This window comes from Paenibacillus phocaeensis (genome assembly GCF_900021165.1).
Taxonomy (GTDB): Bacteria; Bacillota; Bacilli; order Paenibacillales; family Paenibacillaceae; genus Fontibacillus; species Fontibacillus phocaensis.
The window spans coordinates 1-21950 of sequence record NZ_FCOQ01000022.1 but is presented as its reverse complement, the minus strand read 5'-3'; the positions used below and the strand labels follow the sequence as shown (position 1 = coordinate 21950).

Genomic DNA, 21950 nt, shown 5'->3' with positions numbered 1-21950 from the left:
CCGAGTCCTGTTTGTTCCCATTTCCTTCAACTCATAAACCGTCTCCATCTGCCGGTGAGGACTTTCTGCCGCCAACTGATCAACCTTCACTTCAATACCGTCTATATTTTAGGCCATGACGTCCGAGTTCCGCATCCGGCGTATGGCGACCAGGCTGATGAGAGCGATATACATTAGGCACATTGCGAAAAATAGGAAGTGATCCCCTGCCGAAGCAAGACCGCTCTGGCTGAGTACCCCCATCCCAATGGTCAGTAGAGAATGCGGGAACAGCATTCCGAAATGGAGCACATACATGCCCAACCCAAGAAAAGATGCGCATAGGCCGATGCCGACAGGAGTCGCGAAGCTACGCACGCGCAGAGACAGCGCCAGTTGGAAGGCGCCGATGGCAAGCGAAGCCATCCAGCCTCTGAATAGCCAGCCGGGAAGTTCCATCGGAAGTGCCGTGGGCAAGCCCATAAGCTTCCCCCCGCAGAAGTATAGAAGGAAGAAGAAGCCCTGGGATACAGCCAGAAGCAGGCCGACCATCGCCAGCTTGGCGAGAAAAATGTAGCCCGTCGGGACAGGCGCCGTCATCACCATATTCCAGTTCTTGTTGAAATGCTCCAGCCTGCACATATAAGCGCAGCAAATCGCAATGAGGACAGGAAAGAAAAACTCTCCGTAAAACAGACTAACCTGGGACCACAAGCTGTACCATTCATTTTGTAACGCCGCCCTGTTCATATAGAAGTTGGCACAGCCGATCAGCACGCTCAGAACCGGAAGCGGCAACAGAATCATCCAGATTCGCGAATGGCGAAGCTTCATCCATTCCCCCGAAATACATCGTTTTAACATCGTAAACAACCTCCTCAAACTTCCTGTCGGGATACGTGGATGCTGCCCGCCGTATAGAGAACGATTCCCACGGCAACCAACAACAGCGCCGTTGGGATGAGTTCCCCCGCACTTCTGCCTACAAAGTGAATTTCCTCGTCAGCATAGCTTTGCGTTACAGGACTCATTCCCGTATAGTACGACCATAATAAGAATCTTCTTACGGCAACGGGAAACAAATCCGCCGTCATACCGATAAAGCCTCCGATCATGCCCAGAGACAGCGCAAAAGCCTGATTTTTAATTGCCATCGATACCCATTGCTGCAGCGCAATGACCGCCATATTGGCCAAGACGGCACCGAATAGAAATTGGAGCAGTTCCGCGAAAGGAACCCGCTGCTCGAACCCGTTTACGATGCCGAACGCGGCAACCGCAAGGACTTGCAATACGCAAGCTCCCAACATGAGGATAGCGGCACAAACATATTTTGCGCCGTAAAGCTTGCCCCGCGGTACGGAAAGCGAAAGCAGCAGTTTCCAGGTATTCCCTTTGTGCTCCATATCACAGATGCGGGAGACGCATATCGCTGAAAGAACAGGAAGAAACAGACCGTTCATGGAGGCCAGTGTCATAAGCAGAGGCAGCCAACCGCCATGCTGAGAGTTTCGGGAAATGGCCATTTGAGTTGCAGTGAACGCCCAGAGCATCTCGACGGTCAAAAAAGCCAGAATCATCAGAAAAATATGCTTGTTGCGCAATTTGTAAAACTCCAGACCGACAGATTTCACTACAGGCTCCGCCCCTTCCCTGTAATGTCAAGAAAAATGCTTTCCAGGTTCTTGGTATGTTCCTCAATGCGCAGGACATCCAGATTTGACTCAACCAAGCAACGGTTAATTTGAGACACCATATCATCCGTTATGCCTCTGAACGCCAGGGAATCTTTCTGAAAGACAGGTGAAAACCCTTTTGAGGCGAGGAGTTCGCGAGCCATTAAATTATTCCGGGTTTTGATCAGAATGGCGGAATGGCTGAGGCGCCGCAGTTCTTCCATGCGGCCCTGAAACATCATCTTACCGTCATTGATAATGCCTACCGAGGTCGCAATCTGTTCGATTTCGGACAATAAGTGGCTGGAAATCAATACAGTGATTCCAAATCGCTGCGGCAACGATTGAATAAGTTCCCGGATTTCTCCGATACCGGCAGGATCAAGGCCGTTTGTGGGTTCGTCGAGAATCAGAAGCTTCGGAAACGGCAACAAGGCCATGGCAATCCCTAAGCGCTGTTTCATGCCCAGGGAATATTGTCCCACCTTCTTATCCTTTTGATTGTCCAGCCGGACGATCTTGAGCGCCTCCATTACGTTCGCTTCAGGCACGTCCCGCAGCCGCTGAACGACACGCAAATTTTCCAGTCCGGAGAGATGCCCGTAATACGAAGGCGATTCGATCAGCGAACCGATTTGACTCAGAAGGCGGCGGCGGTTCTTTTCGAAATCCCTATCAAATAGAGTGACCTTGCCTTCGGTCGGCCGGGTTAATCCCAGTAGCATCTTTAACGTTGTTGATTTACCGGCCCCGTTAGGGCCAAGAAACCCGTAGATGTCGCCTTCGTGGACCGAGAGATTTACGTTTTTGACCCGGTATTCGTTGCCGTACCGCTTCGAAAGGTTAACTGTGGATACAATGGGTCCCATATGAATTACTCCTATCTATGTCGACTTTCGTGATAACAGGAGTATATCGGGCAGACCTTTCCTTAACCTGAAGCCAACCTTACATCAGCCTTAAATCTTCGAATCAAGCGATGCGACTTAGGTGAATCGATGAATAATCACGTATAATCAAGGGGGGTGAATAAGAAATGGAAGATCTCCGAAATAGGAAGATTCTTATTGTAGACGATGAACGTGAAATCAGAGAAATGATAGAGCACTTTCTGCGCAAAGACAGCTATTCGCGCATCTATCAGGCATCCAGTTGCCGCGAGGCAATAGACACGTGCCGCTCCATCAAGCCCGACATCGTCATTCTGGACGTCATGCTGCCGGATGGGGATGGTTTTACGCTTTTGCCCGAGATAAGAAATATGGCGGATACCCCCATCCTGTTCTTATCGGCAAGAGGCGAGGACGAAGATCGGCTGCTGGGCCTCGGGCTTGGCGCGGATGACTATATGGTGAAGCCGTTTTTGCCTCGGGAGCTGGTGCTGCGCCTGACGGCCGTTTTGCGCCGAGTCTATTCACTGCCCGTGCAGGAGGAACATCCCGTCTTCAACCTAGGCGGGCGTACGATCAATCTTAACGGAGGCATTGTCCGCGATGGCGAGACCGAATATTCTTTAACCGCAAAGGAACATACTTTACTGCTTAAGCTCTATGAGAACCGGAACCGTATCGTAACCAGCGACGCCTTATGCCAAGCCGCTTGGGGAGACGATCTGTTCGGGTACGAGAACACCCTTATGGTGCATATCCGCCGCATACGCGAAAAAATCGAACCGATGCCGTCCAATCCCGTCTATTTATTGACCATACGGGGCCTGGGCTACAAATTAACGGTGAAGGAGAATGAACGATGGATGGATCCATCCGCATTTTACGGCAATTCATCATCGCCACCATCATGATCTCCGCCCTTCTGCTCATTTTGAATTTCACTCTCTTGGGCGCTTGGGTACTTAAGGGAATGAACATCGTCCAGTCTCCCTCCACTGTTGTTCGACAGGTAACGGAAGGTCTGCACCGGACATCCGGGCACTATGCCCTGAATTCCGAATCAAGCGGTTTGCTGGACCGAAATCACGCATGGGCGATGCTGATTAACAGCTCGGGGCAGGTCACATGGAGTTATAAGCTGCCTGAAGATGTTCCCGAATCGTACTCCTTAACGGATGTGGCCAAGTTTACGCAAAGCTTCTTAGCGGATTATCCCGTATTTGTATGGGAGCACAGCGACGGATTGATCGTCATTGGATATCCGAAGCACAGTCTGGCCAAATATCAGCATATTCTTCCGACGAATTGGGTCTCATCGTTTCCGCTTCGCCTGCTAATTCTCCTTGCGGTGAATATGGCTCTTGCCTTATTGCTGTCGCTCTCGATCGGCAGCCGATTAATCCGGTCGATCCGTCCGTTGACCCAGGGAATACAGGCCCTTGCCGACGACAGGAGCGCTTTTGTAGAGCCTAAGGGGATCCTTTCCAATCTTGCGCAAAGCGTAAACAAGGCTTCGGCCTTGCTCCGTCACCGGGACGATTCTCTAAAAAAACGGGACGAGGCCCGCTCAAACTGGATTGCCGGCATTTCGCACGATATCCGAACACCGCTATCCATGGTTCTGGGCCATGCAAGCGATCTGGAGGAAAACCGCGCGCTGCCGTCCGAACAAAGAAAGCAGGCCGGAATAATCCGGAAGCAAGCGGAAAAGCTCCGTTCACTTATCCATGACCTGAATCTTGTTTCCATGCTGGAGTATGAAATGCAGCCGCTGCATAAGAAGCCAATACGGGCAGCGGCCTTGGTCAGACAAATCGCGTCCGATTTTTTAAATCAAGGACTCGACGAACACTTCACACTGGAGGTTGAAATCTGCGATGAGAGCGTACAAGTGATGGCAGATGAGCGGCTGCTGGAGCGGGCTGTTGTCAATCTGGTCCAAAATAGCCTTACTCATAATCCCGAAGGATGCCAAATCAAGCTGTCTGTCGGTTTGGATCCGAATCATCTGACAAGCCGAATCATAGTTGAGGATAACGGACACGGCGTTCCCGCTCATCTGCTTCCGGATTTATTGGAACTGCCTTTCTCCGCCAAGAGACAGTACCCTCGCCATAACGGGCATGGACTGGGGCTGCCGATGAATGCAAGGATTGCGAAAGCGCATCAGGGCCATTTGATTCTAACAAGCGAGGCGGGAGCAGGATTTAAAGCCGAACTAGTGCTGCCTGTTCTAAGAGAGAATTCTATTAGACTATAAATATAGTCCATCTGCCAACCGATATATCTTTTAGCTAACGTTACGCATCTCGGGTAAAGGGGATTTTTCTTTGAGAAAAAAAACACAGAGCATCAGCCCTGCCGAACTAGTCGTCATGAAGGTGTTGTGGAAGGAAGGCAAATGCACCGCCAGTGTCATCATTGACATCGTATCGAAGGAAGCCGACTGGCATTTCCGCACGATCAAGACGCTGCTGCGAAATTTGGTGAGGAAGCAATTCGCGGGGTACCAGGTGGATGAACACGACAGCCGGATCTATTACTACTTTCCTCTCATCGAGGAGGAAGCTTATTTGCGGCGGGAGCGGCAGCAATTTCTGGACTTGTATTATGACGGGAACAGGCACTCCCTTCTGGCCGGATTTCTCCAGGACGGAGGATTGTCCCCGCGCGAGGCGGATATGCTGAAACAAATGCTGACCCGAAATGACGAGTCCCGTGGAGATGATCGCCCCTGATGGATTTCCTGCTGCCCATGCTCCTATTGAAGGGAATCGAACTGACGCTGGCGGCTTCCTTGATCGTGCTCCTTATCCTGGTATTGCGCCGGTTCGGGAGGAAGTTGCTGAGTCCTCGAGCACTGTGTTGGCTTTGGCTTTTGTTTCTGATCAAGCTATGCCTGCCTTTCTCGATCCCGAGTCCCACCAGTATTGAAAATTGGACTGACGCCTATCTGTACGAGCGGCCATTCAGCGTAGGCGCCGTGTTCTCCTCTGTGGGAAAGAGCTGGAATGCAGTCAGAGACCAACTCTACGGACCCTCCGACTCTTCCCCCCCTTCACGAGATACGCGGATGTATCGCGACGGCGAAGAAACCTGGATTTCCCTGCCTCCGATTGAACGCCCCTTACTTGAATCTACCCGTAGCCAATCGGGTCTCTCGGAGGTTGTTCATGCGTTCGCCTGCGTATGGCTCGGCGGGATTTGCATGTATGCGGCGATCGATGGGGAACGAAGACGCCGGACGCGCCGGCTTGTCCGCTCCGCACTTCCGTGCGAGGACCGGGAGCTGCTTGCGCTGTTTGACCAATGCCGAGAGGAAGCCGGCATACGCGGGCATGTCCGTTTAATGAGATCGGGGATTCCCTTTCCCGCGCTTCACGGATTATTCCGGCCAAGCATTTTGCTGCCGTATGATTACGACAGAACCTATTCGGCGGAAGAATTGCGGTTTATTCTGCTGCACGAGCTGATGCATTTCAAGCAGAGAGATGTTCTTCTGCTTGGATTGTCCCGTGCTTTGCAGATTGCCCATTGGATCAATCCGCTCGTACGCCTAGCCGTACGCAAGTATAGAGACGACCTGGAAATCCGCTGCGATTCGCGCGTGCTGCGGCTGCTCAACCGGGAGGAACGGACGCGCTACGGGATGCTGCTCATCAGACAAGGAGAGTTGAACAGCTCGCATTCTCTTCCCGGAATCGGAGCGAACTTGCTGGCCAGGCATGCGCCCTTGGCGGAGCGGATCAGAACGATCGCCGATTTCCGGGCCGGACGCCAGGCCAAGTTCAAGGCCGTCTCGGGGATCTGTCTGTGTGCTTTTCTGGCGGTTTGCCTGCTGCCTTCAAACCAGATGTACGCTGCTTTGTATGCGGAGAATACGCCGAAGTTGTATGCGTTTTGGCTGGACGAACACACCGATCCGCGCAGTCTGTCGACCTTATCCAGCATGGCGGAGCAAATGAGCGGCCTCCCTTCCACCAACCCGAGCGTCTCTATGTTGCTCGATTCAGACTTTGACGGCTTGACGCTTCTGCAGCTCCGGACCCGTATACAGCTGCTTGCGGAGACCAGGAGAGACGATCCGATCTATGTGGATACTGGGCCGATTCGCGAGTCGATCCGGGAACAAGGAATACAGGAAGGACAGGTGTTGGTTATGGCGCAATATCCATACCATTACGTCAAATATTGGGGTTTTGGTATAGGCAAAAGCGTACTGACGGACCTGTCCAGTCTTGAGCGGTTGGAACGGCTGCCCTTGTACTGACAGGCGGACAGACGGAAGATTTTTTTCGGTAAAAAGACTATGTTTATAGTCCTTTTATAAATTTGATAATGAGAGGATGATCATGAATGCAAGTCGCTTCATTGGGAGATCACGTATGCCGTTGTATGGAATCCCCGGTTCGGAAATTAGAAACGGGAAACGAAGAAAAGGCTTTTTCAAGCTATCTGGCCTCAACGTTAGCGGAAACGCCCTCCCTTTATCCCTTTCCGTATGCGGGACTGGGACTGTCTACGATGGGGCTGGGCAATTACCCGCAATCCCCCTTCTCCATGCTGTTCCCGCTATTAACCGGATTGGGCGGCCGCAACAATGAATGGATAAGCCTCGCACTGAAGTCCAACGCCGGGCAGGGATTCCTGTCCCCGGGCTACAGCTATGCGACGGGCTGGGGAAGGAATGGTCTGTTAAACAGCGGTTCCGGCTTCGATCTTCGTCTGTAGCCGTATTTGCGCCGGGCAACCGATCTGCCGGTTGCCCGGGCATCTACCGCAAGCTCCGCATCGGCTTCAACCGTGATCGAGACGAGGTTGTCAGGATCGCTGACTTCCCCTACTCCAAATTGCTATGGCGTCGGAATGCCTGCTCATGATCCGTCTTCTTTAGCTTGGAGTAGACCAGGCAAATCGCATCAAACAGAATATGGATGCTTTGATCAAACAAAGAGCCGAGCGGTTGAATCGAAGCCGGTTCATGTTCGGTCCGGTATTTTGTGGCGGCCGGCACTTCGACCACCAGAGAGGCGTGGGAGGCAAGCTCCGAATCGGGATTAGCCGTTATCACAACGACACGGCAGGGAATGGACCTGGCCTTCTCCGCTGTCCAAATGACATTTTGGGTCTTTCCGGAACCGGAAACCGCAACCAACACATCCCCTTTTTCCATCGACGGGGTAATGGTCTCGCCCACAACAAAAACAGTGGCTCCCAAATGCATTAATCTCATGGCAAAGGACTTCGCCATGAACCCAGATCGTCCCTCACCGCTTACAAAGATTCGTTTTCCATCAAACAAACTCGCAGCGACTTCGTCCAAGCTGGTTTCCTCAATCTTATCGATAACGCCCTGAACTTCCTTCAATATCTGTTCTGTCGTTTTCATCTTTCTTACACCTCTTTCAAAACTTCACTGAATGCCTTTGCCGCCATGTGTGGATCTAAAGCTTGGGTAATGGCAGAGCCGACAATAACAACGGCAGGTCGTCTTGCAGCGAGCTTCGGCAAAGCATCTAATTGAATTCCCCCCGCAACTGCAAGCTTGATCCGCGATCCAACATCAAACGGCACAAGATCATTCCTTTTTCCGAGCACTTCTTGCTCATCTTTACTGACATGCTCACAGAAATAAAGATCATCTTGGGCAAGCGGAAACAGCTGCTCCTTTTGATCCTTGCTGGTATTCAATAGATCAATCATGATCCCTTTGTTATATTTTTTGGCAACATCTAGGCAGGTATTTACGGTAGCCAGCGGTGCCACTCCCATAACCGTTGCCAGGTCCGCCCCCGCTTGGTAACAGATTTCAAATTCATATTTCGCATTATCCATGGTTTTGATATCCGCAATCACCGACTTGGAAGGAAATTGCGCCTTCACTCTTCGCACGCTTTCCATCCCGTATTCCTTGATCAATGAAGTGCCGACTTCAATCCAATCAACGTACTCCTCCGTCATTTTCCCCAGACCAATCGCCTCATCTATGGTCAGACGATCTAATGCCAACTGAATGATCACCTTTGCTGCCCCCACTTACTAAATCGATTTATTCAAATGAAAAAAAGGACCCGTTCATCAATGATCGTAGTTTCTCCTTACTGATGATTCTTTAATCAGAAGCTGACATTGATATACAACGTCCTCCATATTCGTTTCCTCTTTATTGATCAGTTTCAGAAGCATTTCAGCCGCTTTCTTCCCCATTTCATAGGACGGCTGCGCAATCGTCGTCACAGGCGGATCAACCAAATCCGCAAACGGGATATTATCGAAAACAGCTAAAGAAAACTGGCTTCCGACCTTCACCCCATGTTCTTTGGCAAATTTCAGCACTTCCAAGAAAGCGAGGTCGTTCCCCGCCAATAGGGCAGTCGGTGGCTGCTCTCCAAAGAAAAGCTTCTCAAGCTCCGACTTCATCTGTTGAACTTCCGTACTGACGATAAATCGCGGATCAATTTCCTTTCCATTGGCAAGCATCGCGCTCTTATAACCTTCAATCCGGTCAACCCGGGTAGAGATCGTCAGAGGTTGCGTAACGATGGCAATCCGCTCATGCCCGTAATCAATAAAATGTTGAATAATGGAGAACGTCGATTCAAAGTTATTGACTTTAACTGCAGGAATATCGATATCCTTGACTTTTCGGTCCATGAATACAACCGGATAGCCATGTTGATGCATATTTTGGTACAGCTCTGTATTTTGCCCCGTCGGAAAAATAATTAATCCGTCCACCTGTTTCGCCCGAAGCATATCGATGTATTTTTTTTCTTTAACCGGATCATTATCCGTATTGCAAAAAATAGTATGCATGTCATGCTCATTGGAGTAATCTTCAATTGCCCGGCTTACCTCTGTAGAAAAGCGGTGCATGATGTTTGCAATAATAATCCCGATCATGGAAGTCCGCTTTTGCTTTAAGCTTCTGGCAATATAATTAGGCTGGTAGCCAAGCTGGTTGATCGCCTCTTCGATCTTCTTCTTGGTTTCATCACTCATGTATTCATAGCGTTTATTTAGGAATTGAGAAACCGTGCTCTTGGATATGCCGGCTTTCTTCGCAACATCCGCCATGGTGACTTTCTCCATCCAATCTCCCTCTTTTCTTAATCACTCCTTGTATTGTATCTTTTATTTTCTCGTTTATCTAGTTGTCCCCATATCGCGCCCTTGAACAAATCCCGGTCCGCCGCCAGCCATAAATCCCTGGCTATGGCCCTCTTCGTCCGGCGAAATCCAGAACGAATAAATGGAAGCATTCTCCAGGTAAAAACGAATTCTTATTACGTTTGTCTTTAAATCCGCAATTTGTTTCTTTCTCCACTTGATTTCCATCTTTGTTTGATCCGCGGAAACCGGAATGCATTCCGACTTTTCAAAGCCTTCGATCACCTTGGAATCTTCATCCAGTATCTCCGCATAAATACGGCCACCTTCACATGAAGCATTGACAAAAAGATGGTTCCCGGTAAAAGCGAGTTTGGCCGTCTCCACTTCTCCCCCTTTTCCTTGATCGGTTAAAGAGGCAAATCCGTCCCGACGCAGGGTTGCCAGTCCCAAACTTCCTCCGGCGTATTTGTGAGAGCTGAATTTGGGAGAATTCCCCGAAAAGCAGGAATAATAAAAGTAAATTTTGTCCTCGACCACCAAACAAACCCCGTTTACCGCATGCGCATATCCATAATCCCAGGATCCTTTTTGTCGCGATGAGGAAATAAAGTTATCATAGGTGGGTCTGGACCAGTGGAACCCGTCTCGGCTGTATCCGAGCTTCAGATCATTAATTTTAGGGGTTCCGTTTTTACCGCTGATGTTGTTGGGAGGTCCCATAAAAACGCTGAACACTCCCAGCATTAAGCTTTCATAAGGGGTCGCATCCAAATTGTACAATTGCGTATAGTACCCCATATCCGGATCAGGCATGTCATAGATATCGGTTCGGGACCAAAATTTGATATCTTGCGCCTTCCAGTTCGTTCCGCCAAAGAAATCTTCCGTTTCAAAATATCCTCTTGTCCGCACTCTGCTATCTAAAGCAGAAAATGTACGCAAGCTGAATACCCATTTTTTTGTAAATGGATTATAAAAAAAGGTGGTATTATCTCCGCACGGGCCAAGATTCCCCGCTTCTTTCCAATCGATGCCGTTCGCCGATTTATATAACACGGCTTGTTCCAGCGGTGGAACCGATCCTGGAATATCATGAGCATGCTTCGGCTTATTATGGTAATATTTCACATCAAAATCGTATTTTCTGTAGAATACAAGCATCTTATATTTCTCATCCGGATTTGGGGCATGATAATCAATCCAAACCGCCGAGCCGTCTCGAAGCGTTCCAAATTCCCGGGGGATGACCCTCTCCGAAGTTCTTCCCGGATCTAATTCCGTCAACCTTTTCCAGTGAATTCCATCCTCACTTTCCGCATAACCTACGCCATCAAACCAACCGGCATGATACCACATTTTAAATTTTCGATCTTCATCGTCATAAAAAATCCCGTCATTAAACGGACAAGCGCAAGGACAATACCCATCATTCATCTCTAAGGGACTTTCCGGTTCAAAGATCGGTTCGGCACCTAGATGAGGTTGATGAAATTCCCGCGTCAAATTGCTGTTTTCGATCAGAAAATCATCAACAAACAGCTGTCTTCCTGTATCGATATTAATTACATCCGGTTTGTTCGTTAAATACGGGACTCCCAAGGGCTGATCCAGCGTGGTTTCTTTATACTCCGGAGGCCAAGGCTCCGGTAAGATTAAATTGTTGTATAGACGAGACATAGGGTTCTCTCCTCTCCTAATTATATGTCGATTTATTTCAATCCTTTATTCACTGTGCTTGAAGAACAGGTAAGTTAAAGTGAAAGCTACGCCAAGACCAATCAAGTTCGCAATAATGTACATCAGAATTTGCCCGTTCAGGTACAATAATGCTCCCGGAATGACCGTGATTGCCAATCCCGTGCCTTTGAGGCCTACGATCGAAGAGAAAATCCCGGCAATACCGCCCCCGAGACAACCAAACACAAAGGGCTTGACTAATCTCAGATTGATCCCGAAAATAGCCGGTTCCGTAATTCCCAAAAACGCTGGAATCGTTGAGGAGAAATAAAGCGCTCTTTTCTTGATGTCTTTGGTCTTAAAGGCCACCGCCAAAGCTGCCCCGCCCTGTGCGGCAATCGCTCCCGAAACGAGGGCGTTGAATGGATTTGCCCCTGTCTTCGCCAACAACTCAATCTCTAACGCCTTGAAGATATGATGCACTCCTGTTGTTACAATCAGTTGATCCAGAGCTCCTATAATTAATCCGCCGATCCCGAACGGCCAGGTGATCAATGATCTGAATCCGTTAAGGATTAATTGTTCGACCCCATGCATGAGCGGTCCAATGATAAGCAAACCGCAGAAAATACTAACTAAAAGCGTGGCGAACGGCGTGACGATCAAGGATAAAGAATCCGGAACCACTTTCTTTAGTGACTTTTCCACCTTTGAGGCCAAAATAGCGATCATTAATGCGGGAAGCACCGATCCTTGATATCCCGTAATCGGGATGGACAACCCGAACAGCGACAGCAGAATCGGTTCTGCCGTACCGCTGGCAACGGCGTTGGCGTTGGGAAGTTGAGGCGCAACCAACATTAATCCGATCACGATCCCCAAGATCGGAGAACCCCCGAATTTCCGCATGACCGAATAACCGACAAGGGCCGGTAAGAAAGCGAAGGCCGTATCCGTCAACACTTGGGTAAACGTTAAGAAGGTAGGATTCATCTCTAGGCCAAGGTTTGTTAATAGTCCTCTCAAGCCCATAAATAGTCCGGTCGCTACCAGCACAGGGATAATCGGAATAAATACATCGCCTAACGTTCTGGAGATTTTCTGAACCACGGACATGTTTTTATAGGCTTCCGCTTTATTATCGTTTTGGATGGTAGTATCCCCGTTCACGAATGCGTCGTAAACCTTATTGACAAATCCCGTGCCAAGGATGATTTGGTATTGGCCTGCGGAGAAAAACTGCCCCTTAACGCCGTCAATATTTTCAATCGCTTTCTCATCAATTTTGGACTTATCTTTCAGGATGAGTCTTAGCCGCGTTGCGCAGTGTTCCACGGAAGTAACATTCTCTTTGTCTCCAATATGTTGAAGAATTTGTTTGGCGACCTCTTGTTCTTTCATACCTGATGACCTCCTTATCTATTTGCCCTGATCATTTGTTGATTTAGCATATAATGCTGCAATTGTTCTCGGGTAGGGTAGCCGTCGTAATCCCCGGGGGACTGCACCGCCAGGGAACCGATCGCATTCCCGCGTTGAACCGCTTCCACGATGGAACGCTTCTCAATTAAAGCGCTAATGACGCCTACAGCAAAACCGTCACCGGCACCTACTGTATCTACTGTCTTTTCAACGGGAAAAGCACTCACTTGGCCTTCTTCATTAGGCGTCTTATAATAAGCGCCTCCTTCTCCCAGTTTAACGATCACCAGTTCAACTCCTTTTTCCAAATAAAAGGAAGCCATATCGCCGGGCTCGCTGTAGCCGGTTAAGAGATATCCTTCACTTGCTCCCGGAAGGACATAATTCGCTTCAAAAGCGAACTTATTGACCACATCGATCATTTCTTGCTGCGATTTCCAAAGGGCAGGACGTAAATTGGGATCAAAGGATACGGTTCGCCCCTCTCTCTTCATGCACTGAAGTACACAGTCGGCATATTCCCTAGTTTGTTCCGAAATGGCCAGAGGAATCCCGGTCATATGGAGATGAGCTGCCCCTAAGTAATACTCTTCCGCAAAATCCTCTACCCCCATATAGCTCGCCGCAGAACCTTTCCTAAAGTATTGAATTTCAGGATCGCCATCCCATACTTTGGATTTCAATTGAAATCCGGTGGGATATTGCTCGTCGATCTGAACCTGGCTAATATCAACCCCCTCTTCTTCGAGACGCCGCAAGATCAGATTTCCAAAGGAGTCATTTCCAACTTTACTCACCCATCCGGATCTTAAGCCCAACCTTGCGAGCCCGATAGCGACGTTCATTTCCGCTCCGGCTAATCCTGAGGTATAATGGATCACCTCATGAAGTGGACCCGGCTCATCTGCTGTAAACATCACCATGGCCTCGCCAAAAGTAACGGCATCCAAATTGCTCAATTCATTTCTCGCCTTTCTGTTGAAATTTTGGTTGAACAAACCAAGATGAAACTTAGTATGCCTCCTCCCTCTTCAGATCAATCATTTTATTAAATCGGTTTAGTAAACCGGTTTAGTTCGATTATAGACGATATGTAAGCGCTTATCAATATAAAAATGTTGGCATACCTAAATGGATAAGAAGCATGACAGTGTGTTGTCATGATTCTTTTTATATAATCAAGATATCAACGACGAAGGAGACGACTCGAATGACAAATGCTCCACTAGAATTGCTTCCAGTGAAGTCCAGAGAAGAACTGCGGGCATGGCTGCAGGCGAATAGCCGAACTGCGAAGTCGTGTTGGGTTGTCGTCAGCATGAGGCCAAGACCGGACACGCTGCTCTATTTAGACGCGGTTGAAGAAGCTTTATGTTTTGGTTGGATCGACGGAATCAAGAAGAGGCTGAACGAGACACAGACAGCTCAAAGGCTGTCCCCTCGTCAGAATCGAAGTTCATGGACCGAATTGAACAAAGCGCGGGTCCGCCGTCTGGAGAAGCTGGGGCTCATGACCGAGGAGGGACGAAGGGTTCTTCCCGAGATGAACCCCGAAGCGTTTCGGATCGACAGCGTTATTGAAGAGCGGCTGCGGGAGGACCCACAGGTGTACAAGAACTTCATGTCCTTCCCGGCGCTTTATCGCAGAGTTCGGATCGATACGATCCAAAGCGTCATCCACCAACCGGAGCTGTTTCAGAGCCGACTGGACAAATTGATCGCACACACGAAGGAAAATAACATGTACGGCCAGTGGAATGATGGCGGACGATTGCTGGAAGAATAGCTGCGCCAAACGCGGGATCCTCACTCTGCCGTAACCAAAATCATCTCTTGAGCTTGGGTTGTCCCATCGCTGCCTAAGGCTTGGACTACGATGCGGTCATGCATACTCCGACGACCGAAATCCCAGGTCAAGGACCAACCGTCGCTTCCGTCGAGGTCGGAACCGATCAGTTCCCGTTCCGCCCTTATCCTCCCTGTTATATTTACTGTGCGTTGGAAAACTTGCGCGAATTGATCCGATACGTCGTAGGGGACATCCCTTTCTTGGCCGTAAACTGCTTGATGAAATAAGTATCGTATTCAAACCCCGTCGCGCGCGCAATATCGTTCAGGTTCATATCAGTATGGGTTAGAAGTTCGCATGCCACCTTCAATCGATAGGAGAGCAGATACCCCATCGCGGTCGAACCGCATCTTGCCTGAAACCGCTTGTTTAAAGTCACGCGGTTCAAATGCGCGATGCCCGTCAAATCCTCCAGGGTAAGCTTGCGAGAATAATTCGTGTGGATGTACTCTAACACGAGATCTACCGGGGAAGGTTCGCGATTTCGGTTCAACTCCTCCAGCAAGCCAAAAATTTGGATGAGATACTTTTTAATTCGACACGCCCATCGTTCATCGCTTTGCGCCATCACTTCCGTGCCCAAGACAAAAAACCATTCAAAAATAAGCGGATAAGCATTTGCGGTAAGCCGAGGGATGCCGGAATAGGGATCCGCTCTGTCAAACAGCGAAAGCCCGGTCTGGATGCTTGGCGCCGACGAAAAGTACTTCTCCGTATCGGACAACCTGACGCTGGTCAGGAACTCCGGGTGAAAGTGGAAGGATTGAGCGGCTACGTTAAGTGCCTCCGTGACTCTCAGTTCATCGTTTTCCGCCAGGCAAAGGACACCCGGAGCAACGATCGAGATGGGATGCTCGTTTAAAGTGCCGTGTAAGCTTCCCGAAGTAATCAAGACCAGGGAACGGCGTTCTGGATAAGGAAGTCGTCTTACATCCTCCATCGGAACAAACTCAATGTTCACAATGCGATTCTTGTATCGATCTATTTGCGGCATGGTCTCACCTATCAAATCGTATAGTCAGATGCTTCATTTATGCCAGTGTATCATATCTTTCCAGAGGATATAATGATCGATGTAGCACCAATAGGAGGGATGCTCTATGGCACTTGAACCATTTCACATTCACGTTTCCGACGAAATCCTGGACGACCTGAGGAGCCGACTCGATCGCGTCCGCTGGCCCGATCAGCCGGAGTACATCGGCTGGGAACGAGGTACGGAACGATCGTATCTGCAATCCCTGGTCGCCTACTGGAAGGATCAATATGACTGGCGAGCCCAAGAGGCCCGATTAAACCGGTTCACTCAATTCCGCACGCACCTGGATGGGATCGACATCCACTTTGTCTATGAGCGCGGGAAAGGACCGAACCCTCTGCCCCTGATCCTCACTCATGGATGGCCCGACAGCTATCTTCGGTATGAGAAAATCATTCCGCTCTTAACCGATCCGGCCAGCTACGGCGGCAGTGCAGAGGACGCCTTTGACGTCATTGTCCCCTCGTTGCCCGGGTTCGGCTTCTCCAGCCGCCCGGCTCGTCCTGGTATCAACAATGCGAGCGTCTCCGAGTTGTGGGCAAAGCTTATGACCGAGGAGTTGGGCTACGACAAATTCGCTGCTGGCGGCGGTGATATGGGCTCCGGGGTGACCCGATATCTGGCCGTCAACTATCCTGAGCGGTTGTACGGCATTCATCTCACCGACATCGGGATTATCCGCGGGCTCATGACTGCACCGAACGAGGCGGAGCTCTCGGAAGAAGAGCGGCAATATAAACAAGCCGCTTCGGCATGGGTAGCTGAAGAAGGCGGCTATATGTCCATCCAATCGACGCGTCCTCAAACGCTGGCTTATAGTTTGTCCGACTCCCCTGTTGGATTGGCAAGCTGGATCCTCGAGAAGCTGCGAGCCTGGAGCGATTGCGGCGGAGACCTTCGGCAAAGATTCACCGAAGACGAACTGCTCACGCAGATTATGATTTATTGGGTAACGAACACGGCGGGATCGGCCGCCCAGATGTATTATGAAAACACCCATACGCTGCCTCCACTCGGCTACATCGAGGTTCCAACCGCCCTTGCCTTGTTCAAGGCGGATATCTTGCTCCCGCCCAAGGAATGGGCCGCGCGAAATCTGAATGTGACCCGGTGGACTTCCCTGCCCCGCGGCGGTCATTTTACCGCCATGGAGGAACCGGAGCTGATGGCTCGGGATATCCGCGAGTTCTTCCGATCATTTCGAGCAACACGCGAAAGGAAGGCGAAATGAAAAAAAGCTGACCGGGAACGGTCAGCTTTTTCACGCGGCAACGCCTGGAGTCAGGTCACCCTTGATGGCATGACTTGAAAATATCGTCAATCAGCTTCAGGACCTTGCGAACTTCCTGATTTTTTACGATAGGCTCAGCGCCTTCACGAACAACTTCATAAAAGTTCTGGTAGAACGGAACAAAATCGGCTTTAGGTTCCGGGAAGGCCAATTTCTCGGTTGCCTCCTCCGAAGGGGGCGCCATCGTCTTCGTGAGTCCCACACCCGCTTGAATCGGGGTTGGAGCTGCCACATCTTTCCGGCCGGTAGCGGCGATCATCTCTCCGGACAAATCCCAATCGTTGATTTTCGCGGTTCCTTCCAGACCTTTCACGTACCAGCGAGGAAGCTTGGTATAGTTGGTGGTTCCTACTTCGATCAGAGCTCGCACGCCATTTTCAAAAGTGATGTAGCTCATAAATCCGTCATCCACTTCATCACCCAAGATATAACTCAAGTCCGAATACACGCTCTGGACAGGACTATCGACCAGCCAAAGCAACTGATCCAGCAGGTGAACCCCCCAATCTAACAGCATGCCGCCTCCGTGCTTCTCCAGATGACGCCAATCGCCTGGAATGCCATTAGCGCCTTGGACACGGGATTCGATTTGGAAGATGTCTCCGATCGTCTTGTTCTGATACAGCTGACGAATGATGAGGAAATCCGGGTCCCACCGGCGATTCTGATGAACCATAAACACATTTCCGGTCTCTTCGGCAACGGCCAGAATCTCATCTAGCTCTTCGGTGTTCATGGCAACAGGCTTTTCGCAAACCACATGTTTGCCGGCCCGCAGCGCTTGGATCGCGATTTCCTTATGCGAATCGTTCGGCGTCGCGATGAGAATCGCTTCGATCTGGTCGTCCCGCAAGACTTCCTCCAGGCTGCCATAAATATGAAGGCCTTTGCCCTTGGAGATTTGCTGTCTCTCCCCGGAGATATCATAAGTCCCCGCAACGTGAAAACGGGCGCTCTCCGCTGGGATCAAGTTGTGGGCATGGTAGGAACCCATGCCGCCATAGCCGATTACGGCGAAATTAATGATTGACATCCTGCTTGCTCCTTTACGCCCACCACATGGCTGAGGGCTGCTCTTGGATCATAATCGATTTCAAGTTGGTAATGGCCCGATTCAGACCTTCATCCACCGACATAATAGGATCCTCGTGCTCAATGCTTAACACATAGTCGTAACCATACACGCGTAAGGCGGAAATGATATCCGACCATACCTTCAAGTCATGACCGCAACCCACGGAGCGGAAGGTCCAGGCCCGCGTCTTCACATTGCCGTAAGGCTGCATGTCCGTTAAACCGTACATATTGATGTTATCTTGATCCAGATAAGTATCCTTCGCATGGAAATGGTGAATTGCGCCGGCTTCCCCAAGAATCTTGACGGCCGCGACCGGATCGATCCCTTGCCACCACAAGTGGCTTGGATCCAGGTTGCAACCGATGGCTTTCCCTGTGGCTTCACGCAATTTCAGCATGGTATAAGGCGTATGGGCCAGGAATCCGCCGTGAAGTTCAATCCCGATCTTCACACCGGCCGCTTCGGCTTCGGTATTGATTCCCTTCCAATACGGAATCAACTTCTGTTCCCATTGGTAAGTGTAGCTGTCGTCGTATTCGGTTGGCCAAGGCAATACCGGCCAGTTCACCTGAGTATCCGCTGCATTCCCGCCCGAGACGCCGGAGAATCCGTTGACCACCGGAACGTTCAGCAAGCTCGCCAGCTTGATCGTCTTGCGCAGTAATTCGTCCGCTTCCGCAGCCACTTCTTTGACCGGGGAGATCGGGTTGTTATGACAGCTGAGCGCCGAGATCTCCAGGCCTTTGTCCGCTAATTTCGCCAGATACTCCTTTCTCGCGTCACTGCTGGCCAGCAGCTTGTCGATATCCAGATGAGCGTTGCCCGGATAGCCGCCGGTGCCGATTTCGACCGTTTGCAATCCTCTCTTGGCTACTTCCTCAATCATTTCTTCAAAGCTTAAAGCGTTAAACAATGGCGTAAATACACCCAGTTTCATCGACGATCACTCTCCTTATTGTTCACGTGCCTTGTAGTGGCCATAAACCGGATATCCATTTTGAGTTGGAGCACACCAACGAATTCCGTTTTTAATGACCTTCTGCACTTTCTCGTTATAATAACTGGCGTAAGTTTCATGGCCGGGTTGGAAATAGAAAATCTTCCCGTTGCCGCGGCGGAAGGTACAACCGCTGCGGAACACCTCGCCGCCGGGGAACCAGCTGACGAAGATCAGTTCATCCGGCGCCGGAATATCGAAATGCTCGCCGTACATCTCTTCTTTCTCCAGTTCGATGAAATCCCCAATTCCCTCAGCGATCGGGTGGCTCGGATTCACATTCCAAATCCGCGTGTGCTTGCCGTCTTCCCGCCATTTCAGATCGCAGGAAGTGCCCATGAGTTTCTTGAATATTTTGGAGAAGTGTCCCGAATGCAGCACCACGAGCCCCATGCCTTCCAGCACCCGCTTATGCACGCGTTCCACGATGTCATCCCGGACTTCATCATGGGCCATATGCCCCCACCAGATCAGGACATCTGTATCCTCCAATACGGCTTCCGTCAAGCCATGCTCCGGTTCATCCAAAGTCGCGGTCTTGACCTTAAACTGATCTTCACCCAGGAACTTCGCCAACTGCCCGTGGATGCCTTCCGGATACATATCCCGAACGGCTTGGTCGGTCTTCTCATGGCGAAATTCGTTCCATACGGTCACTTGAATCATCGATATCGCTCCTTGGGATCTTATAGGTATACCGGCTCGCCGGTCTTCGAGGACTTGTAGATCGCTTCCAGGATTTCCGTCACCACCAGAGCTTCCTCCGGCTTCACAACCGGATCGGTATCGTTCAGGATCGCTTGGACCCAGGATCGCGCTTCAAGTACTTCCGGTCTTTCGCCGGCCCCATCATAGAAGGCAACGCCCCCGGTTTGCAGTTCAATGTTCTTCTCATACAACAAGCTGTGGTCTTCCCCATTGATGGTCAAGCCATTGTTCATATCGGCGCCTGCTTTGGTTCCGCAAAGCGTCGTTTTAGCTTCTTTCACATCCAGGCTGTTCAAGGCCCAGCTGGATTCCAGGAAGATCGTGGCCCCGTTCTCCATCACTACGAAACCAAACGCGGAGTCTTCGACGGTGAATTTTTCCGGATCCCAAGGTCCCCAGGCATTCGCAGCATTTTTCGTCTGAGACAGGGCGTGATAGGTTTTCCCAACCACGTATTTCGGCTTGTAGTTATTCATCATCCAAAGCGTCAAATCCAATGCATGCGTCCCGATATCGATCAATGGACCTCCGCCTTGAGCTTCCTCATCCAGGAACACGCCCCAGGTCGGAACCGCACGACGACGAATCGCATGGGCTTTGCCAAAATAAATCTCGCCCAATCCGCCCTCTTCGCAAAATTGATGCAAATATCTCGAATCGGTCCGGAACCGGTTCTGATAACCGATCGTTAACTTCTTGCCGGTACGCTTGGACGCTTCAATCATGCTTCTCGCTTCTTCGGACGTCTTCGCCATCGGCTTCTCGCACATCACATGACAGTCCGCTTCCATCGCCGCAATCGAAATGAAGGCATGCGAGGAATTCGGCGTACATACATGAACGACATCCAAATCGGCATTGGCTAACATCGTTTTGTAATCGTCAAACACCTTCGCGTCCGGAGTTCCGAACTTCGCCTTGGCTTCCTCTGCCCGTTCAACGATGATGTCGCAGAACGCCACCATTTCCACTTCTTCTACCTGGGATAATGCCGGCATATGCTTGCCGTTTGCAATCCCGCCGCATCCTATAATTCCAACCTTTAATTTCATCGTATACCTCCTGAAAGCGTTCTATTGTCGACTTCATTATAGCCAAATCCGATGCCGCTTTCTTCCCGCATTCCCCGCAAAAAACTCCCGAATATTGCTCTGCCTTCCCTAAAAAATAAAGGACTTAAACGAGATTTCCTCGTTCAAGCCCTTGATATTCAAGGCTTATTCAAATTTTTGCGGTACTGCAGCGGCGATTGTCCAACCTCATCCTTAAATACATGATGGAAGGTTTTCACACTGGCAAAGCCGGCTTTATCGGCGACTTCGGCCATCGGAATGTTCTCGTTCGCCAATATAAACTTGGCTTGGTTCACCCGGTATTCGGTCAAGAATTGCATGAAGGTTTGCCCTGTATTGGTTTTAAAGAACCGCGTGAAATAATACGGGCTGAAGCCAACGAATTTGGCGACATCCTCAAGGGTAATCACTTCCTGATAGCGATTCTCCACATATTCAAAAACTTGATTCAGCAGGTCCAACGTTTCTTTATGTTGAACGGTAGACCGCTTGCTGGACGTCGGCTTGGCTTGGCGCCTCGGCAAATGCAAATAAAACTCGCCGATCAATTGATGCAGGTACCCCAAGGTCAAATAATTCATGCCGGCGGGTCGGCTCTCTTCGACCTCATAGAGATGAATCAACAGCTCCGTCGCCTTCTGAGCCAGCCACTCTGGCCAGTTGCGGCTAAGCGGCTCCCCGGTCTCAAAGAGATTTAACAAAGAGTCTTCAGATACACGCAGAATTCTCTCGTCGAACAGCTTCAGGTTGAATTGATAGACATACCGTTCACTGTCCGGGGAAGCCAGGAAATAGTGGGCTTCGCCGCTCGGGAAGAAGTAGATCTCGCCTTCCTCCAGCTGGACAATATCTTCCTGAACACCGATATTTACTTTGCCTTTGCGGGAATAGATGATTTCAATTTCTTTATGCCAGTGCGGGTAGACAATCGTCACACCGTCGTTCAAAAATGTTCGAAACGGAATGGAATCCACGAATTCCGGGATTTCCAGATAGTCGCTCATAACCCCGTTGACTCCCTGTTTGATGTAATTGGCTTACCTGGATTGATTGATAGTTAATTTTGCGGAGTGCTCAATCAAATTATAGGCCAAACCGCATTCTTTTGCATAGTGTATTCGTGAATAATGAAGCCTTTTCGTGAGTCATCCTTCTGCA

General features: G+C 50.1%; 22 protein-coding genes. 7 read left to right on the top strand and 15 right to left on the bottom strand.

Annotated features, from left to right (window positions below; genetic code table 11):
• Positions 1-108 precede the first annotated feature (108 nt).
• The 3 genes from BN3795_RS15300 to BN3795_RS15290 are packed head-to-tail and all read right to left on the bottom strand — an operon-like array spanning position 109 to position 2524.
• Positions 109-843 (bottom strand): ABC transporter permease, encoded by a 735-nt coding sequence (locus tag BN3795_RS15300; RefSeq protein WP_068785561.1) that lies wholly within the window; start codon positions 841-843, stop codon positions 109-111.
• 14 nt (positions 844-857) lie between these two features.
• A complete protein-coding gene (locus tag BN3795_RS15295; protein WP_068785560.1) occupies positions 858-1613 on the bottom strand; it encodes an ABC transporter permease in 756 nt (251 codons plus the stop codon).
• The gene (locus tag BN3795_RS15290; RefSeq protein WP_068785559.1) at positions 1613-2524 is read right to left on the bottom strand and encodes an ABC transporter ATP-binding protein; all 912 of its coding nucleotides are present in this window, start codon (positions 2522-2524) and stop codon (positions 1613-1615) included. Before BN3795_RS15290 ends, BN3795_RS15295 begins: the two co-directional genes overlap by 1 nt.
• A gap of 167 nt (positions 2525-2691) precedes the next feature.
• On the opposite strand from BN3795_RS15290, the gene BN3795_RS15285 reads away from it, so the two are divergent.
• The 5 genes from BN3795_RS15285 to BN3795_RS15265 all read left to right on the top strand — a co-directional run bounded on the left by BN3795_RS15285 (position 2692) and on the right by BN3795_RS15265 (position 7276).
• The gene (locus tag BN3795_RS15285) at positions 2692-3456 is read left to right on the top strand and encodes a response regulator transcription factor (protein WP_068785558.1); all 765 of its coding nucleotides are present in this window, start codon (positions 2692-2694) and stop codon (positions 3454-3456) included.
• Positions 3405-4805: a sensor histidine kinase gene (locus BN3795_RS15280; protein WP_068785557.1), complete on the top strand. Its 1401-nt coding sequence runs from the start codon at positions 3405-3407 to the stop codon at positions 4803-4805. Before BN3795_RS15285 ends, BN3795_RS15280 begins: the two co-directional genes overlap by 52 nt.
• A 70-nt stretch (positions 4806-4875) precedes the next feature.
• A complete protein-coding gene (locus BN3795_RS15275; RefSeq protein ID WP_068785556.1) occupies positions 4876-5283 on the top strand; it encodes a BlaI/MecI/CopY family transcriptional regulator in 408 nt (135 codons plus the stop codon).
• Positions 5283-6815: a M56 family metallopeptidase gene (locus BN3795_RS15270; protein WP_068785555.1), complete on the top strand. Its 1533-nt coding sequence runs from the start codon at positions 5283-5285 to the stop codon at positions 6813-6815. Before BN3795_RS15275 ends, BN3795_RS15270 begins: the two co-directional genes overlap by 1 nt.
• A gap of 86 nt (positions 6816-6901) precedes the next feature.
• Positions 6902-7276, top strand: a complete 375-nt coding sequence (locus BN3795_RS15265) for a hypothetical protein (protein WP_198524733.1) — start codon at positions 6902-6904, stop codon at positions 7274-7276.
• Between the two features lie 109 nt (positions 7277-7385).
• Here the strand turns inward: BN3795_RS15265 and hxlB are convergent, their stop codons facing one another.
• Genes hxlB through BN3795_RS15235 form a run of 6 tightly spaced genes read right to left on the bottom strand, consistent with a single transcriptional unit; the run spans position 7386 to position 13716 of the window.
• On the bottom strand, positions 7386-7934 hold the full coding sequence (gene hxlB / locus BN3795_RS15260) for a 6-phospho-3-hexuloisomerase (protein ID WP_068785553.1): 549 nt from the start codon (positions 7932-7934) through the stop codon (positions 7386-7388).
• A 5-nt stretch (positions 7935-7939) separates the two neighbouring features.
• Positions 7940-8566, bottom strand: coding sequence for a 3-hexulose-6-phosphate synthase (hxlA, locus tag BN3795_RS15255; RefSeq protein ID WP_068785552.1), 627 nt, complete (start codon positions 8564-8566; stop codon positions 7940-7942).
• Between the two features lie 57 nt (positions 8567-8623).
• Positions 8624-9637, bottom strand: coding sequence for a LacI family DNA-binding transcriptional regulator (locus tag BN3795_RS15250; protein ID WP_068785551.1), 1014 nt, complete (start codon positions 9635-9637; stop codon positions 8624-8626).
• A 54-nt stretch (positions 9638-9691) separates the two neighbouring features.
• On the bottom strand, positions 9692-11335 hold the full coding sequence (locus BN3795_RS15245) for a hypothetical protein (RefSeq protein ID WP_068785550.1): 1644 nt from the start codon (positions 11333-11335) through the stop codon (positions 9692-9694).
• A 45-nt stretch (positions 11336-11380) separates the two neighbouring features.
• Complete coding sequence (locus BN3795_RS15240) at positions 11381-12736, bottom strand: sucrose-specific PTS transporter subunit IIBC (RefSeq protein ID WP_068785549.1); 1356 nt, start codon at positions 12734-12736, stop codon at positions 11381-11383.
• 14 nt (positions 12737-12750) lie between these two features.
• Positions 12751-13716, bottom strand: coding sequence for a sugar kinase (locus BN3795_RS15235; RefSeq protein ID WP_110945209.1), 966 nt, complete (start codon positions 13714-13716; stop codon positions 12751-12753).
• A gap of 251 nt (positions 13717-13967) precedes the next feature.
• Between BN3795_RS15235 and BN3795_RS15230 the strand changes: the two genes are divergently transcribed.
• Entirely contained in the window at positions 13968-14543 is a 576-nt protein-coding gene (locus tag BN3795_RS15230; RefSeq protein WP_068785548.1) for a YdeI/OmpD-associated family protein, read from the top strand.
• A gap of 202 nt (positions 14544-14745) precedes the next feature.
• Here the strand turns inward: BN3795_RS15230 and BN3795_RS15225 are convergent, their stop codons facing one another.
• Positions 14746-15567 (bottom strand): helix-turn-helix domain-containing protein, encoded by an 822-nt coding sequence (locus BN3795_RS15225; protein WP_232729942.1) that lies wholly within the window; start codon positions 15565-15567, stop codon positions 14746-14748.
• 139 nt (positions 15568-15706) lie between these two features.
• On the opposite strand from BN3795_RS15225, the gene BN3795_RS15220 reads away from it, so the two are divergent.
• Positions 15707-16876: an epoxide hydrolase family protein gene (locus BN3795_RS15220; RefSeq protein ID WP_068785546.1), complete on the top strand. Its 1170-nt coding sequence runs from the start codon at positions 15707-15709 to the stop codon at positions 16874-16876.
• Between the two features lie 55 nt (positions 16877-16931).
• Here BN3795_RS15220 and BN3795_RS15215 read toward each other — a convergent pair whose 3' ends face one another.
• The 5 genes from BN3795_RS15215 to BN3795_RS15195 all read right to left on the bottom strand — a co-directional run bounded on the left by BN3795_RS15215 (position 16932) and on the right by BN3795_RS15195 (position 21796).
• Positions 16932-17969: a Gfo/Idh/MocA family protein gene (locus tag BN3795_RS15215; protein ID WP_068785545.1), complete on the bottom strand. Its 1038-nt coding sequence runs from the start codon at positions 17967-17969 to the stop codon at positions 16932-16934.
• Between the two features lie 13 nt (positions 17970-17982).
• A complete protein-coding gene (locus BN3795_RS15210; protein WP_068785544.1) occupies positions 17983-18951 on the bottom strand; it encodes a sugar phosphate isomerase/epimerase family protein in 969 nt (322 codons plus the stop codon).
• A gap of 15 nt (positions 18952-18966) precedes the next feature.
• On the bottom strand, positions 18967-19677 hold the full coding sequence (locus tag BN3795_RS15205) for a ThuA domain-containing protein (protein WP_068785543.1): 711 nt from the start codon (positions 19675-19677) through the stop codon (positions 18967-18969).
• Positions 19678-19697: 20 nt separating this feature from the next.
• On the bottom strand, positions 19698-20771 hold the full coding sequence (locus tag BN3795_RS15200) for a Gfo/Idh/MocA family protein (protein ID WP_068785542.1): 1074 nt from the start codon (positions 20769-20771) through the stop codon (positions 19698-19700).
• Positions 20772-20929: 158 nt separating this feature from the next.
• Complete coding sequence (locus BN3795_RS15195; RefSeq protein ID WP_068785541.1) at positions 20930-21796, bottom strand: AraC family transcriptional regulator; 867 nt, start codon at positions 21794-21796, stop codon at positions 20930-20932.
• Positions 21797-21950 lie beyond the last annotated feature (154 nt).